Origin of the sequence: Actinoallomurus sp. NPDC052308, from assembly GCF_040679195.1 — a bacterium.
In the GTDB taxonomy this organism is placed as follows: domain Bacteria; phylum Actinomycetota; class Actinomycetes; order Streptosporangiales; family Streptosporangiaceae; genus Actinoallomurus; species Actinoallomurus liliacearum.
The window spans coordinates 526,429-541,042 of record NZ_JBFAUM010000001.1 but is presented as its reverse complement, the minus strand read 5'-3'; the positions used below and the strand labels follow the sequence as shown (position 1 = coordinate 541,042).

Annotated in this window: 15 protein-coding genes and 1 tRNA gene; 11 read left to right on the top strand and 5 right to left on the bottom strand. The window is 71.0% G+C overall.

Translation table 11 applies throughout. From position 1 onward, the window contains the following. Window positions 1-4 precede the first annotated feature (4 nt). Window positions 5-172, bottom strand: coding sequence for a hypothetical protein (locus AB0L00_RS02880; protein WP_364427435.1), 168 nt, complete (start codon window positions 170-172; stop codon window positions 5-7). Between the two features lie 45 nt (window positions 173-217). Here AB0L00_RS02880 and AB0L00_RS02875 point away from each other — a divergent pair, with 45 nt between their 5' ends. Continuing rightward, window positions 218-967: a DUF5753 domain-containing protein gene (locus AB0L00_RS02875; protein WP_364427433.1), complete on the top strand. Its 750-nt coding sequence runs from the start codon at window positions 218-220 to the stop codon at window positions 965-967. Beyond that, window positions 968-1,111, top strand: coding sequence for a DUF397 domain-containing protein (locus AB0L00_RS02870; RefSeq protein WP_364427430.1), 144 nt, complete (start codon window positions 968-970; stop codon window positions 1,109-1,111). Between the two features lie 305 nt (window positions 1,112-1,416). Here AB0L00_RS02870 and AB0L00_RS02865 read toward each other — a convergent pair whose 3' ends face one another. The 3 genes from AB0L00_RS02865 to AB0L00_RS02855 form a co-directional block, all read right to left on the bottom strand. After that, entirely contained in the window at window positions 1,417-1,914 is a 498-nt protein-coding gene (locus tag AB0L00_RS02865) for a hypothetical protein (protein WP_364427427.1), read from the bottom strand. A 57-nt stretch (window positions 1,915-1,971) separates the two neighbouring features. Continuing rightward, a complete protein-coding gene (locus tag AB0L00_RS02860) occupies window positions 1,972-2,241 on the bottom strand; it encodes a WXG100 family type VII secretion target (RefSeq protein WP_364427425.1) in 270 nt (89 codons plus the stop codon). A 157-nt stretch (window positions 2,242-2,398) separates the two neighbouring features. Next, window positions 2,399-3,640, bottom strand: coding sequence for an MFS transporter (locus AB0L00_RS02855; protein ID WP_364427422.1), 1,242 nt, complete (start codon window positions 3,638-3,640; stop codon window positions 2,399-2,401). 355 nt (window positions 3,641-3,995) lie between these two features. Between AB0L00_RS02855 and AB0L00_RS02850 the strand changes: the two genes are divergently transcribed. The 3 genes from AB0L00_RS02850 (at window position 3,996) to AB0L00_RS02840 (ending at window position 7,648) form a co-directional block, all read left to right on the top strand. Beyond that, on the top strand, window positions 3,996-5,759 hold the full coding sequence (locus AB0L00_RS02850; protein WP_364428970.1) for a biotin carboxylase N-terminal domain-containing protein: 1,764 nt from the start codon (window positions 3,996-3,998) through the stop codon (window positions 5,757-5,759). A 191-nt stretch (window positions 5,760-5,950) separates the two neighbouring features. After that, on the top strand, window positions 5,951-7,291 hold the full coding sequence (locus AB0L00_RS02845; RefSeq protein WP_364427419.1) for a hypothetical protein: 1,341 nt from the start codon (window positions 5,951-5,953) through the stop codon (window positions 7,289-7,291). Window positions 7,292-7,303: 12 nt separating this feature from the next. Next, window positions 7,304-7,648: a DUF5313 family protein gene (locus AB0L00_RS02840; protein WP_364428967.1), complete on the top strand. Its 345-nt coding sequence runs from the start codon at window positions 7,304-7,306 to the stop codon at window positions 7,646-7,648. Between the two features lie 130 nt (window positions 7,649-7,778). On the opposite strand, the gene AB0L00_RS02835 is transcribed toward AB0L00_RS02840, so the two are convergent. After that, window positions 7,779-9,164 carry an NAD(P)H-quinone dehydrogenase gene (locus AB0L00_RS02835; RefSeq protein WP_364427416.1) on the bottom strand — a complete coding sequence of 462 codons (1,386 nt, stop codon included), beginning with the start codon at window positions 9,162-9,164 and terminating at the stop codon, window positions 7,779-7,781. A gap of 70 nt (window positions 9,165-9,234) precedes the next feature. Here AB0L00_RS02835 and AB0L00_RS02830 point away from each other — a divergent pair, with 70 nt between their 5' ends. The 6 genes from AB0L00_RS02830 (at window position 9,235) to AB0L00_RS02805 (ending at window position 14,414) form a co-directional block, all read left to right on the top strand. After that, window positions 9,235-9,687 (top strand): gamma-glutamylcyclotransferase, encoded by a 453-nt coding sequence (locus AB0L00_RS02830; RefSeq protein WP_345353176.1) that lies wholly within the window; start codon window positions 9,235-9,237, stop codon window positions 9,685-9,687. Window positions 9,688-9,720: 33 nt separating this feature from the next. Continuing rightward, on the top strand, window positions 9,721-10,521 hold the full coding sequence (locus AB0L00_RS02825; RefSeq protein WP_364427413.1) for a purine-nucleoside phosphorylase: 801 nt from the start codon (window positions 9,721-9,723) through the stop codon (window positions 10,519-10,521). A gap of 10 nt (window positions 10,522-10,531) precedes the next feature. Then, entirely contained in the window at window positions 10,532-12,193 is a 1,662-nt protein-coding gene (locus AB0L00_RS02820) for a phospho-sugar mutase (protein WP_364427410.1), read from the top strand. Window positions 12,194-12,312: 119 nt separating this feature from the next. Then, the gene (locus AB0L00_RS02815; protein ID WP_364427407.1) at window positions 12,313-13,572 is read left to right on the top strand and encodes a histidine kinase; all 1,260 of its coding nucleotides are present in this window, start codon (window positions 12,313-12,315) and stop codon (window positions 13,570-13,572) included. 96 nt (window positions 13,573-13,668) lie between these two features. Continuing rightward, window positions 13,669-14,310, top strand: coding sequence for a response regulator transcription factor (locus tag AB0L00_RS02810; protein WP_345353168.1), 642 nt, complete (start codon window positions 13,669-13,671; stop codon window positions 14,308-14,310). A 30-nt stretch (window positions 14,311-14,340) separates the two neighbouring features. Next, window positions 14,341-14,414 (top strand) — tRNA-Gly (locus AB0L00_RS02805). The last annotated feature ends 200 nt before the right edge of the window (window positions 14,415-14,614 follow it).

The window sequence follows — 14,614 nt, the reverse complement described above, 5'->3', positions numbered from 1 at the left end:
TGTTTCAGGGTTCGGGGCAGCCGAGGACCTGGGTGATGCGGGCGGTGGCGATGTCGAGGTTGTCGACGTGGGCGATCCGGTCGCCGAACGACCAGCAGAACCAGCACAGCCCCGCCTGATCCCGCCGCAGCGTGAGATCGTCGTTCAGCGGCGGCGCGAGCGGATTCACCACCCGCAGTAGGACATCGAGAGAGAACTCGAGTTCGACCAGTCGTGGATGTCGAGGGTCGAGCACGGCGAACGCGGAATGAAGGCCAGGGACGTACGAAGCCTTCTTGATCTTTTCGGCCGACACACCTCGGTTGAAGAAGGGCAGCGGGAAGAGCTTCTGTCACTCGCACGGGCCGGTTTCTCCGGCAAATCCGACTGGTGGAGGAAACTCTCCGGCAAGGGACTGAAGCCGAAGTTCGACCTGCTGATCGCGGCGGAGGCCGGGGCTCGTACGATCAGCCACTGGCGCAGCCAGATCCTGCCCGGCATCCTCCAGACCGATGCGTATGCACAGGCCGCGATCGAAGCGACCGACGTCGAGGGCGTTGTGGATGTCGACGGAAGGATCGGCATCCGACGCGCACGACAAGAGATCATTACGCGGGAAGAAAATCCCGTCGCGCTTCAGGTGATCCTCGACGAAGCCGTCCTCCACCGCCAGGTCGGCGGACCAGAGGTTATGAAGGAACAGCTTCAACGGCTCGCCGAGCTGAGCAGCCTACCCAACGTCAAGATCCAAGTACTCCCCTTCGCAGTAGGCGCGCATCCAGCCGTCAACGGGGACTTCGTCTTGCTTGTCTTCAAGGCGAACGACGACCTCGGAATGGTCTACCTGGAGACTGCGACGAGTGGGCTCGTGCTCCAAAGCCAACACGAGGTCCGCCGGTACAGTCGGACATACGGGATGTTGCAGGCGATGGCGCTGAGCCCAGCCAAATCCGCATCCCTGATCGCTTCTACGGCCAAGGAGCTATAGGTGCAGTTCGAAGAAGTGGGACACGACATGAGCCTGCGAGCGGAGCCCCGCATCTGGTGGAAGAGCTCCTACAGCGATGCAAATGGTGAGTGCGTTGAGCTGTCTGTCGACCAGCCTCACGAGGAGTCCGACGAGGAACTCTGACAACCCCCGCTGTCCCTATGGCCCGGCCGGCTGAGTGTCACCACGCCGCTCACGCCCGTCACGCGCTGCAGGACTTTGCCGTCGCTGCCGCCGGATCAAAGGCGACGATCCGGACCTCCTACCGGCCACACCGACGGCAATCTGTCCACAGCTGGGGCACTCAGCGCACGCGGTGGCGCTCATAACGCTTGCTTCCTCGACCGGCTCGTGCCCGTGTGCGCCCGGCTGCATGCCCCCCTCGGGGGACCCCTGAGGCGCCGGAAGCGGCGTGCCGGCCGATCGGCTGCGGCCGGCCGCATCACCGGCTACTGATAGGTCGGCTTGGCCCGTGCGTACTCCCGTGCCGGTCGGCACAGCAACCAGCCGACGGAGGCGCACGACACGACCGCGCCGATGAAAGCGGCCAGGAAAACGGGCGTCAGAAGGATGCCCCATCTCGGCGCGAGAACGATCACACGGAGGGCGGGGAACGCCACGACCGTACCGAAACAGGTCATGAAGCATTCCAGACCGATGACCGTCCGGCGAATGCCGTTCTTACCCGGTTTAAGGCCTAGCGCCAGGCCGAATGAGCCCAAGGCGAAGAACGTCACCGATCCGGTCCACGCGCACCAGAACACAAGGTGGTGGACGTTCCCCAGCCCGTCCTGATCGAACAGGTTGATGACGCCGTAATACGAAGACGTCATGGCGACCATCGCCCAGATCGACGCCTGAACCCAGAGGAGGATACGTGCCGCTTTCACCGGTGTGGGCGCCAGAAACGGTCGCCGGCCGCCCGGCCCCACATACGCATAGGCCATGATCGAAACATAGCCCCACCATGGTCGGTAGCGACAGGCGCCCCTCGGCGGCGCGGGTTACTTACCGACGTTGCGGAAACCTTCGGCCCTGCTGTTGATGTCCCGGTGGGCCTCCTGGAAGGCGACGACCATCTTGTCGAATGACGGCTTCGCCTGGGCCCAGGCCTCGCGGAACCGGTTCGCCCCGGGCCCCTGCCAGATGCTCTGGCTACTCTGGGTGTTGGAGTTGAGATCCCTGATGATCTGGTCGAGTTCTTGGCCGTGCTTCTGGAAGAGGCTTGCGAGCCTCTTCATGGCCTCCGGGTCACCGCCGTAGATACCACTCATCAGGGCTTCCCCTTCCGCGATCTCGTGTCGCCGCTACGTTCTCTTCTCTTCTAGGTCGCCACGCTGATCAAGTGCTGGAAGGCGACCAAAAAGGGCTATTACCTGACCGCTTCCGGCCACAGATCTGCACAAATATGCGCAAAGCGTCCCACGGTACTCAGGGCTCATCGTGCGCGAGGATCGGACTGTCAGGGGTGCCGGCCGGTAGGTGGCGGATCGCGGGGACGGCCAGGGTGGCGAGGGCCACGAGGAGCTGGAGGGTGCCCGCGAGCCAGAGGGCCGGGTGGATGCCGAGTCCGGCACCGAGGGGACCGGCCGTGGCCTGGCCGATGGGCTGGCAGGCGTAGGACCCGAACCAGTCGTACGCGCTGACCCGGGAGAGGGCCTTGTCGGGGACGCGGTGCTGGATGGAGGTCTCCATGTAGGTGTTGAAGAGCGTCATCCCGATGCCGCCGAGCAGGGCCAGGCCCGCCATCGGGACGACGGGCAGGTGCGCGGCCAGTCCCAGGGTGGACAGGGACGAGAGGGCGAGGGCCGACACGCCGATCCGCAGTGGACGGCGCGGGTGCAGGCGCAACGCGATGAGGCCGCCGATCAGGGCCCCGACACCGAGTACGGCCTGGATGGCGGCCCAGGTGGCCGGGCCGCCGGACGCCAGTGCGGTGGCCGCCGGGCCGAGGACGTAGAAGGCCGCGAACAGCAGATTGGTCAGCGACGCCGCCACGACGAGCGTCCACACCCAAGTCCTGGAGCTGAACTCCGTCCAGCCCTCCCGCAGGTCGCGCACGAAGGACTGGGCCGGTGCGGGCCGGTGCGCGGGCGGGCGTAGTCGGGCGAGCATGATCGCGCTGATCGCGAAGGTGGCCGCGTCGGCGGCGATCGCCCATCCGGGGCCGACCGTCGCGACCAGGAGACCGGACAGGACGGGACCGCCGATCCTGCCGATCGAGAGCGCCAGGCCCCGCAGCGCGTTGGCCTGCTGGAGGTGTTCGCCGGAGACGATCGCGGGGATGAGGCCCGTCGAGGCGGGACTGAACAGGGCGGCCGACATACCGTGCACGGCTTGGCAGACCGCGAGCTCCCAGATCGCCGCGTGCCCGCCGATCAGGAGTGCGGCCATCGTTCCCTGGCCGACGAAGCGCGCCAGGTCGGCAGCCACCATGATCCAGCGCCGGGGCAGCCGGTCGGCGAGCACCCCGCCGGCCGGCAGGCCCGCGATCATGGGGATCGTCCGGGCCGCCAGGACGTACCCGAGGTCGGCCGGTGACCCGGTGAGGTCCAGGACCGCGAACGCGAGGGCGACCCCCACCATGCCGTCGCCGAGCAGCGACGCCGACTGCCCGATGAAGAACCGCCGGAAGTCCCGTTCCCTGAGGACGGCGAGGGCCCTCCCGGACACGAGGTTCAACGCTCAGCCCTCTCGCCGTACGGCGCTCGTCCCCTGTCGATCACGACGACCATCTTCGACCGACCACGCGTACGGCTGGATCGAGGCGAGAACGAGTGAACGGAAGTCCCGGTGAACGGGCGTGAGTTCTCGCGGCAAGCCGGACGAAAGCGCACGAATGCATCACAGCTCGGGCGGTTATCCGAGTCTTTTGCCCGCCCCCGAGCCGTCCGGCGGGCGGGGCCCCGCAGCGGTGTGTAGCAAGTGCTCGGTTACATTGGAGTTCGCGGTAACCCGGCGGCCCTTGCGGATGATGGAGGCGGGGTTGCCTACACTTCCTCTGATCGGCAAGAGCGAGGAGTCGTACGTGCGCAAGGTCCTGATCGCCAACCGCGGTGAGATCGCCGTCCGTATCGCGCGGGCGTGCAGGGACGCGGGAATCGGCAGTGTCGCCGTTTACTCCGAGCCGGACCTGGACGGGCTGCACGCGCGGGTGGCGGACGAAGCGTACGCGCTGGGCGGGTCGACGGCCGCGGAGAGCTACCTCGACATCGACAAGCTGCTGCGGATCGCCAAGGAGAGCGGCGCCGACGCCGTGCACCCCGGCTACGGCTTCCTCTCCGAGAACGCCCACTTCGCCGAGGCGGTGATCGACGCCGGGCTGACCTGGATCGGGCCGCCGCCGAGCGCGATCATGGCGCTGGGCGACAAGGTGCAGGCGCGGCACATCGCGCAGAAGGTCGGCGCTCCGCTGGTGGCGGGCACCAAGGACCCGGTCGAGAACGCCGACGAGGTGGTGGAGTTCGCCCGTGAGCACGGGCTGCCCATCGCCATCAAGGCGGCGTTCGGCGGTGGCGGGCGCGGGCTGAAGGTCGCGCGCACGATGGAGGAGATCCCCGAGCTGTACGAGTCGGCCGTCCGCGAGGCGGTGGGCGCGTTCGGGCGCGGGGAGTGCTTCGTCGAGCGATACCTCGACAAGCCGCGCCATGTGGAGACGCAGTGCGTCGCCGACCAGCACGGCAACGTGGTGGTCGTCTCGACGCGTGACTGCTCGCTGCAGCGGCGGCACCAAAAGCTCGTGGAGGAGGCCCCGGCGCCGTTCCTCAACGAGGAGCAGCTCGCCACGCTCTACTCCAGCTCCAAGGCGATCCTGCGCGAGGCCGGGTACGTCGGGGCGGGCACGTGCGAGTTCCTGGTGGGCCAGGACGGCACGATCTCGTTCCTCGAGGTGAACACCCGGCTCCAGGTCGAGCACCCGGTGACCGAGGAGGTGGCGGGCGTCGACCTGGTACGCGAGCAGTTCCGCGTGGCCGAGGGCGAGGAGCTCGGGTACGACGACCCGGCGCTGCGCGGGCACTCGATCGAGTTCCGCATCAACGCGGAGGACGCCGGGCGCAACTTCCTGCCTTCTCCGGGCACGATCACCCGGTGGAGCCCGCCGAGCGGTCCGGGCGTGCGCCTGGACTCGGGCTTCGAGCAGGGCATGACGGTCCCGCAGATGTACGACTCGATGATCGCGAAGCTGGTCGTCACCGGCGCGAACCGGACGGAGGCGCTCCAGCGGGCTCGGCGCGCGCTCGCCGAGTTCGAGATCGAGGGCATGCCGACGGTCATCCCGTTCCACCGGACGGTGATCGAGGATCCGGCGTTCGTGGACGAGCCGTTCCGGGTGCACACGCGCTGGATCGAGACCGAGTTCGACAACACGATCGCGCCGTACGACGCGGCGGTCGAGGCGACCGAGCCGGCGGAGCGGGAGCGGGTGACCGTCGAGGTCGGCGGCAAGCGCCTCGAGGTGGTGCTCCCCGCGGGCCTGGGGGCCTCCGCCGCGGGCGACCCCGACCCGGGAGGCGGCCGTGCGGCGCCCGGCCGGCGCAAGGGCGGCAAGAAGGCCGGAGCGGCGGCCGCGGGCGGGGACGCGCTGGTCAGCCCGATGCAGGGCACGATCGTGAAGATCCTCGTCGAGGACGGTACGGCGGTCGAGGCCGGGGCGACCATCGTGGTGCTCGAGGCCATGAAGATGGAGCAGCCGCTGACGGCGCACAAGGCGGGCACGGTGACGGGCCTGGCCGCGCAGGTCGGTCAGACGGTCTCGAACGGCGCCGTGATCTGCGAGATCAAGGACTCCTGAGCCGGCGACGGAGAGACGCCCTTCACGGTGGGGCGGCGTACGAGCGGAGGGTAGCGCGGGGTTCGCCATCGGTTACCCTCGGCTCAGGGATGGCCTGGATCAGCGTGGGGATACCTCGCGTGTACGGAACCATCCCGCCCGCTGGTTCGTCGAAGCTAGTCAAAGCAACCACACTGATCACCTGAGGCGTCATGAAGATTCGCCGTTCGACGATTTTCGCCGCCGTGGCCGCCGTCGTCGCACTGCTGTTCGCGTTCGCCGCTCCGGCGAGCGCCGACCCGTTCCAGAGCGTGGTCCAGGGACTGAAGAGCCAGCGGCTCTACGTGTCCCAGGACTCTGGTGCGTCGATGTCCGGCTCCGACCGGCAGACCGTGATCAACGCGCTGAAGGGCGACGATTCGACCGTCCGGATGGCTGTGGTGAAGGAGAACCGCGTCACCAGCGCGGGCCTGCGCCAGCTCGACTCCGCGCTGGGCGGGAAGGGCACGCTGATCCTGCTCGACGGCAAGGGTGAGCGCATCCTCGCGGGCTCCCACGAGGGGCTGGGCAGCGGCAAGGTCAGGCAGCTGGTGACCCAGGCGCGGGGCGACTCGTCCAACCTCAAGGACCTTCTCCTCAACCTGAACAAGCGCTTCGACAAGGCCGTCTCCGACAAGAAGTCCGGTTCGGCCACGGCCGGGTTCGTGGTGCTGGGCGTGCTGGTCCTCATCGTCGTGGGCGTCGTGGGCCTGATCTTCTTCGCCCGCAAGCGGCGGAAGGAGCGGGAGGCCAAGCAGCTGGCCGAGCTCAAGGAGAACGTCTACGAGGACGTCACCCGGCTCGGTGAGGACATCACCGGACTGAACCTCAACGTCATGGACTCGAGCCTCGACCCGGCCACCCGGGACGACTACCAGCGGGCCATGGACTCCTACGACCGGGCCAAGGCGGCGGTCGACGCGGCGCGCCACCCGCAGGACATGAGCAAGGTCACCGAGGCGCTGGCGGACGGCCGGTACTACATGACCGCGGTGCGGGCCCGGCTGGACGGCCGGCCGGTTCCCGAGCGGCGGGCGCCGTGCTTCTTCAACCCGCAGCACGGCCCGTCGGTGCAGGACGTCATGTGGGCGCCCGGAGGCGGCGCGCCGCGGTCGGTGCCGGCCTGCGCGGCCGACGCGCAGCGGGTGCTGTCGGGCATGGACCCGGACGCCCGCCTGGTCACGATCGGCGGTCAGCGGCGGCCGTACTGGGACGCCGGGCCGGCGTACGCGCCGTACGCCGGTGGCTACTACTCCGGCTTCGGCGGCGGGGACATGCTCGGCGGCCTGCTGATCGGCACCGCGCTCGGCTCGATCTTCAGCGGGGGCTGGGGCGGCCACGGCGGCGGGTACGACGCGGGCTACGCGGCCGGGTACGACGCCGGCAATGACAACGGCAACGACTGGGGCTTCGGCGGTGGAGACGGCGGCGGCGGTGGCTTCGACATCGGCGGCGGCGACTTCGGCGGCTTCGACGGTGGCGGCGGCGACTTCGGTGGCGGCGGCGACTGGTGATGGAGGTCCCCGCTGACCCGGCTACCCGGTGACCCGGGCCCGCTCCGGCGGGCCCGCTACATCATGGGATTCCGGCTTCCGCCGGAGAACCTCGGCTGGGTACGGCACGACCTGATGGACGCGGGGTGGCGTGGCCGCATGATGGTCCGCCACCTCGTTCTCATGGTGCCGGTGTGCGTGGGGCTGGCGCTGCTCCCGGCCGAGGCTGGCATCCGGGTGGCCGTCGTGGCGCTGGCGCTGCTGAGCAGCGCGTTCGTGGTCGTGATCAGCGCCGGGGACATCCGCCGGGCCCGGCTGCGGCAGCACGGCCTCCCCGTACCCGACGAACCGCGGCCCGGTCCTCCTCCCCGGTACTGACCCCGGGTGAACCGCCGCCGCGGCCCTGGAAGCTCGCCCGCGCCTGAGCGGTGCCACACGCCGGCCCCCGGCTGTCCACAGGGTTCTTCCACAACGGTTGTCCACAGGTTGTGGAAGGGCGCGTCGGCCGTCAGTAGGCCGACTCCTGCATCAGGCGGCGGGCGGCCTCGGTGATGCTGCCGGACACGGACGGGTACACCGCGAACGTGTGGGCGACCTGGTCGACGGTCAGGTGCTGCTGCACCGCGACGGACAGACCGAGGATCAGCTCGCCGGCCCGGGGCGCGACGATCACGCCGCCGAGCACGATGCCGGTGGCCGGCCGGCAGAAGATCTTCACGAAGCCGTCCAGGAAGCCCTGCATCTTCGCGCGCGGGTTGGTGGCGAGGGGCAGCTTCACGATCCGGGCCGGGACCTCGCCGGAGTCGATCTGCGCCTGGGACACGCCGACCGTGGCGACCTCCGGGTCGGTGAAGATGTTGGCCGCGACCCAGCCGAGCTTGAGCGGCTGCACGGCCTCGCCGAGGGCGTGCCACATCGCGATCCGGCCCTGCATGGCGGCGACCGAGGCGAGCATCAGCACGCCGGTGCAGTCCCCGGCGGCGTACACGTGCGGCGCCGACGTGCGGGAGACCTTGTCGACCTGCACGAACCCGCGCTCGTCGAGCCGTACGCCGGCCTCCTCGAGGCCCATCCCGTGCGTGTTGGGCACCATGCCGACCGTCATGAGGCAGTGCGAGCCGGTGACCGTACGGCCGTCGGTGAGCGTCACCTCGACGCCGTCGCCGGTGCGCTTCACTCCGGCGGCCCGGGAGCGGGCCAGGAGGTTCATGCCACGCCGCTGGAAGACCTCTTCGAGGACCCGCGCGGCGTCCTCGTCCTCGTTCGGCAGCACGTGGTCGCGGGAGGAGACGAGGGTGACGCGCGAGCCGAGCGCCAGGTACGCGCCGGCGAACTCGGCGCCGGTGACGCCGGAGCCCACGACGATGAGGTCCTCGGGCAGCTCGGGCAGCTCGTACAGCTGACGCCAGTTGAGGATGCGCTCGCCGTCGGGCTCCGCGCCGGGCAGCACCCGTGGCGTCGCGCCGGTGGCGATCAGTACGACGTCCGCGTGGATCCGCTCGTCGCCGACGGCCACGATCTGCGGGTCGACGAGCCGTCCCTCGCCGCGGATGATCCGGACGCCCTCGTCCGCGACGCGGTCCTCGATGTCGGCGGACTGGGCCCAGGCCAGCTCCTTGACCCGCTTGTTGACCAGCGGGAGATCGACCTCCGGCCCGCCGACCTCGCCGTCCGCGCCGCCGGAGAACCGGACGCCGAGGGACGCCGACTCCGACAGGACGGCCATGCGGGTGGACGTCGCGATCAGTGTCTTGGACGGGACGCAGTCGGTGAGGACACAGGCCCCACCGGGCCCGTCGCGTTCCACGAGCGTGACGTCGGCGCCGAGCTGTGCGGCGACCAGGGCGGATTCGTAGCCGCCGGGGCCGCCTCCGATGATGGCTACGCGTGTCATATCGGTCATTCTCCCGCACTCCCGGGGTTGACGCGCCGTCGCGTCCGTTAAGGCCGTACGCTGGGCGACCGTGGCCTTGTACGCGGCGTACGCCTCCAATATGGATCCCGCACAGATGGCGCAGCGGGCTCCGCACTCGCCCCTGCGCACGACCGGCTGGCTCCAGGGCTGGCGGCTGACCTTCGGCGGTGAGAACGTCGGCTTCGAAGGCGCCCTCGCCACGGTGGTCGAGGACGCCGACGAGCACGTCTTCGTCGTGCTCTACGACGTCCCCGAGTTCGACGAGCAGGCCCTGGACGAGTGGGAGGGGGCGGCCCTCGGCGTCTACCGGAAGATCCGGGTGCGGATCGCCACCCTCGACGGCGACGTCCTCGCGTGGCTCTACGTGCTCGACGCCTACGAGGGCGGGCTCCCGTCGGCGCGGTATCTCGGCATCCTCGCGGACGCCGCGGAGAGGGCCGGGGCGCCCGACGACTACGTCAAGGATCTGCGCACCCGGCCGTGCAAGTCACTCGGCGACTGAGCAGCGCGTTCGGCGTGGGTAGTCTGTCCGCTTGTGAGCAATGACGCCTACGAACTGGCCCGATCGGCGGCCGACGCGCTGAAGCGACGCCTGACCGCCGACTCCTTCGACGTCGCCCTCGTGATGGGGTCCGGCTGGGTTCCGGCGGCGAACGCGCTGGGCGCGCCCGCCGACGAGTTCCCCGTCACCGAGCTTCCCGGCTTCGCCGAGCCGGGCGTGCCGGGCCACGCGGGCACGGTCCGCGTCATCGAGGTGGGCACGCGGCGGGCGCTGGTCTTCCTCGGCCGCACCCACCTGTACGAGGGGCGGGGCGTGCGGCCGGTCGTGCACGGCATCCGCACGGCGCTGGCCGCCGGGGTCAAGACGGTCGTGCTCACCAACGCCGCGGGCGGCACCCGCCCGGAGTGGCAGAAGGTCGGCGACCCGGTCCTGATCAGCGACCACCTGAACCTCACCGGCCAGAACCCGATCTCCGGTCCGACCTTCATCGACATGACCGAGGCGTACTCCCCCGCCCTGCGGTCGCTCGTCAAGGAGATCGACCCGACGCTCGCCGAGGGCGTCTACGCCGCGCTGCCCGGCCCGTCGTACGAGACGCCGGCGGAGATCCGCATGCTCCGCACGATGGGCGCGGACCTGGTCGGCATGTCCACCGTCCTGGAGACGATCGCGGCGCGTGAGGGCGGCGCGGACGTTCTGGGCATCTCCCTGGTGACGAACATCGCCGCCGGCCTGACCGGCGAGCCGCTGGACCATCAGGAGGTGCTGGCCGCCGGGCGGGCCGCCGCCGAGCGGATGGGCGGACTCCTCGGCAAGGCCCTGCGGGCCCTCTGAGCCTTCCGGAATGGACGGACACGTGAGCGACGGTTATCGGTGGCAGGCCGAGGAGTGGCTGGCCCAGGACCCCGACCCCGAGACCCGCGAGGAACTGCGGGCCCTGCTGGGCGACGAGGCGGCGCTGGCCGAGCGGTTCGGGGCGAAGCTGGAGTTCGGCACGGCGGGCCTGCGCGGCGAGCTCGGGGCCGGCCCGAACCGCATGAACCGGGTGACGGTCATGCGGGCCGCCGCCGGCCTCGCCGCCGTGCTCACCTCCGAGGACGCGGCCGAACGCTTCGAGCGGCCCGGCAACGGCGCCTCCGTGGTGATCGGCTACGACGCGCGGCACAAGTCCGACGTCTTCGCCGAGGACTCCGCCGCGGTGCTCACCGGGGCGGGCGTCACGGTGCACCTGATGCCGCGGCCGCTGCCGACGCCGGTCCTCGCGTACGCCGTCCGCTTCCTCGGCGCGGACGCGGGCGTCATGGTGACCGCCAGCCACAACCCGCCGCGCGACAACGGCTACAAGGTGTACTGGGGCGACGGCGCCCAGATCATCCCGCCGCTGGACGCGGAGATCTCCCGGTCGATCGACGAGGTCGGGCGGATCGACGAGCTGCCGCGCGGCATGGAGTGGAACACCCTCGACGACGGCATCGTCGAGGCCTATCTGCACGCGCTGTCGCGGCTCCCGCTCGGCACCGCGCGGGACGTCTCGGCCGCCTACACCCCGCTGCACGGGGTGGGCGGGGAGGTGCTGGCCCGCGCGTTCGCGTGGAACGGCTTCGTGCCGCCGGACGTCGTCGCCGAGCAGTCCCGGCCCGACCCGGACTTCCCGACCGTCGCCTTCCCCAACCCCGAAGAGCCGGGCGCGATGGACCTGGCCCTCGACCTGGGCAAGGGCCACGACCTGGTCATCGCGAACGACCCGGACGCCGACCGCTGCGCGGTGGCCGTGGGCGGGCGGATGCTGACCGGGGACGAGGTCGGCGGGCTGCTGGCCGAGCACGTCCTGCGGCACACGAGCGGCGCCGACCGGCTCGTCGTCACGACGATCGTGTCCTCGTCGCTGCTCGGCGAGATCGCGGCCGCGCACGGCGTGCGGTACGCCGAGTCGCTGACCGGCTTCAAGTGGATCATGAAGGCGGGCACCGTCCACGACCGGCTCGTGTACGGCTACGAGGAGGCCCTGGGCTACTGCGTCGGCGGTGACGACGGCGTCCCCGTACGCGACAAGGACGGCATCGGCGCCGCGCTGGCCGTCGCCGCGCTCGCCGCCGAGGCGAAGGCCGAGGGCCGTACGCTCCTCGACCTCCTCGACGACCAGGCGCGCCGCTACGGCCTGCACGCGACCGCGCAGCTGTCGGTACGGGTGGCCGACCTGTCGCTGATCACGGACGCGATGGACCGGCTGCGCGCCGCACCGCCGGACCGGCTCGGCGGCCGTACGGTGACGGACGTCGACGACCTGTCCGCCGGGCTGGGCGGCCTCCCGCCGACGAACGGCCTGCGCTTTCGGCTGTCGGAGGGCGGCCGCGTCGTCGTCCGCCCGTCCGGCACCGAGCCGAAGCTCAAGTGCTACCTCGAGGTCGTCGAGCCGGTGACCGGTTCCGTCGCCGAGGCCCGTACGACCGCCGACGCCGCGCTCGCCGCGCTCCGCGACGACCTCGCCGGAGTCCTCGGGCTCTGACGCTCGTGGACGAACCCGCCCGGCGTGGCCGTACGGATCCGCGGCCTCGACCGAGGTCACGGCGGAGTCGACTTTCGGCCGATGCCGGTCCGCCGGGCGGGGACCTACCGTTGGGGACCATGAGCGGTATGGCGGTGTCCCGCCCCGACCACCCGTCCCTCCTCCCCGCCCTGCTCGCGGCCCCCGACCCGGCCGAGCGGGTCCCCCGGTCCGCCCGCGACTGGGCGGTCGACATCGCCTGCTTCGTGCTGGCGGTGCTCTTCGGGGGCTTCATGCTGTTCGCGACGTCCCACGGGTCTTCAGGGGTCCATCATCCGCCGCGGCTGCCCGACGTGCTGATCGGCGCGCTCGGCTGCCTCGCGCTGTGGTGGCGCCGGCGCCACCCCGTGGAGCTCGCGGTCGCCCTGGGCGTGGTGAGCCTGGCCTCGGCGAGCGTCTCCGGGGCGGGGTGCATCGCGCTGTTCACGGTGGCCGTGCACCGGCCGTTCCGTACGGTGGCCGCGGTCGCTCTGGTGCACCTCGTCACCGGAGCGATCTACACCGCCGTGTTCCCCGATCCCACGGAGTCGTACTGGGTCGGAGTCGTGTGGGGCGCCGTGGTGACCGCGGCGGTCGTGGCGTGGGGGATGTTCGTCCGCGCGCGGCGGCAGCTCATCCTGTCCCTGCGGGAGCGGGCGCTGCGGGCCGAGGCCGAGCAGCAGCTCCGCGTCACGCAGGCCCGGCAACAGGAACGCGCGCGGATCGCCCGCGAGATGCACGACGTCCTCGCCCACCGCATCTCGCTGCTCAGCGTGCACGCGGGGGCGCTGGAGTTCCGTCCCGACGCTCCTCCCACCGAGATCGCCAAGGCGGCGGGCGTGATCCGGGCGAGCGCGCACCAGGCCCTCCAGGACCTGCGCGAGGTGATCGGCGTGCTCCGCGAGGACGCGACCGAGGACACGCCCGAGCGCCCCCAGCCGAACCTCGGCGACCTGCCCACGCTCATCGACGAGTCGCGGCGGGCCGGGATGACCGTGACCTACGAGAACCGGCTGCACGACGTCGACGCGGTCCCCGGCGCGCTCGGGCGCAGCGCCTACCGCACCGTGCAGGAGGCGCTCACCAACGCCCGCAAGCACGCGCCGAACGCCACCGTGAGCGTCATCGTCGACGGGTCGGCGGGCACCGACCTCACCATCGAGGTCCGCAACCCGCTGGTCAACGCCGCGTCGGGCATTCCCGGCTCGGGCACCGGGCTGATCGGACTCGCCGAACGCGCCATGTTGTCCGGCGGCCGGCTCGAACACGGCCCGACCCCGGACGGGGAGTTCCGTGTCCGGGCCTGGCTGCCCTGGCGCGGCGAGGCCACGCCGGCCGGCGCGCCGGGCGGGGCCGCCTGACCCTGATCGGGCGGTGGCGCCCGGCCCGGCGGTGACGCCTGGTCCTGATCGCGCGGAACGCCTCGTTGGTCGGCGCGCGCCGTTAGTGTGTCCCCCGTGACCATTCGCGTGCTGATCGTCGACGATGACGCATTGGTCCGTGCGGGCCTGTCGATGATGCTGGCCGGCGCCGACGATCTGCGGATCGTCGCGGAGGCCGGCGACGGCACCGAGGTCGCCGCGCTGGTCGCCGAGCACTCGCCGGACGTCGTCCTCATGGACATCCGGATGCCCCGCATGGACGGCCTGGCCGCGACCGAGGCGCTCCGGGCCCGCCAGGGAGCCCCGGAGATCATCATCTTGACCACGTTCGACGCCGACGAGCACGTCCTGCGGGCCCTGCGCGGCGGCGCCGCCGGGTTCCTCCTCAAGGACACCCCGCCCGGCGAGATCATCAACGCCATCCGTCGCGTCGCCGCGGGCGAGCCGATCCTCTCCCCCAGCGTCACCCGCCGCCTCATCGCCCACGTCGCCCAGACCCGGCCCAACCCGGCCCAGGAGCGCCTCGCCCGCCTCAGCGACCGCGAGCGCGAGGTGGTCGTCGCCATCGGTCAGGGCAAGTCGAACGCCGAGATCAGCTCCGAGCTCTTCATGAGCGTCGCCACCGTGAAGGCCCACGTCTCCCGGCTGCTGGCCAAGCTGGAACTCAACAATCGCGTCCAGGTCGCCCTGCTCGCCCATGACGCCGGTCTCATCTAGTCCTGAGATCCGCTATTCTTAAGGGGTCACGCGGACGTGGCTCAGACTGGTAGAGCATCACCTTGCCAAGGTGAGGGTCGCGGGTTCGAATCCCGTCGTCCGCTCTCGCTCAGCGTTACTCGCCGCCCTCCGGGGCGGCTTCGCTGTTTCCGGGTGTCCACCCGGGGGGACGACCCCCCGAACCCCCCGATGCCAGGCTCCGCCCGGCCCAGCGTTACTCGCCGCCCTCCGGGGCGGCTTCGCTGTTTCCGGGTGTCCACCCGGGGGGACGACCCCCCGAACCCCCCGATGCCAGGCTCCGCCC

Bases quoted from the DNA above. Each gene is read 5' to 3' on its own strand.
- AB0L00_RS02820 (WP_364427410.1), top strand. From the start codon at position 10,532: ATGGACGGACACGTGAGCGACGGTTATCGGTGGCAGGCCGAGGAGTGG.
- AB0L00_RS02865 (WP_364427427.1), bottom strand. From the start codon at position 1,914: ATGGCCTATGCGTATGTGGGGCCGGGCGGCCGGCGACCGTTTCTGGCG.
- AB0L00_RS02835 (WP_364427416.1), bottom strand. From the start codon at position 9,164: ATGACACGCGTAGCCATCATCGGAGGCGGCCCCGGCGGCTACGAATCC.
- AB0L00_RS02875 (WP_364427433.1), top strand. From the start codon at position 218: ATGTCGAGGGTCGAGCACGGCGAACGCGGAATGAAGGCCAGGGACGTA.
- AB0L00_RS02815 (WP_364427407.1), top strand. From the start codon at position 12,313: ATGAGCGGTATGGCGGTGTCCCGCCCCGACCACCCGTCCCTCCTCCCC.
- AB0L00_RS02860 (WP_364427425.1), bottom strand. From the start codon at position 2,241: ATGAGTGGTATCTACGGCGGTGACCCGGAGGCCATGAAGAGGCTCGCA.
- AB0L00_RS02845 (WP_364427419.1), top strand. From the start codon at position 5,951: ATGAAGATTCGCCGTTCGACGATTTTCGCCGCCGTGGCCGCCGTCGTC.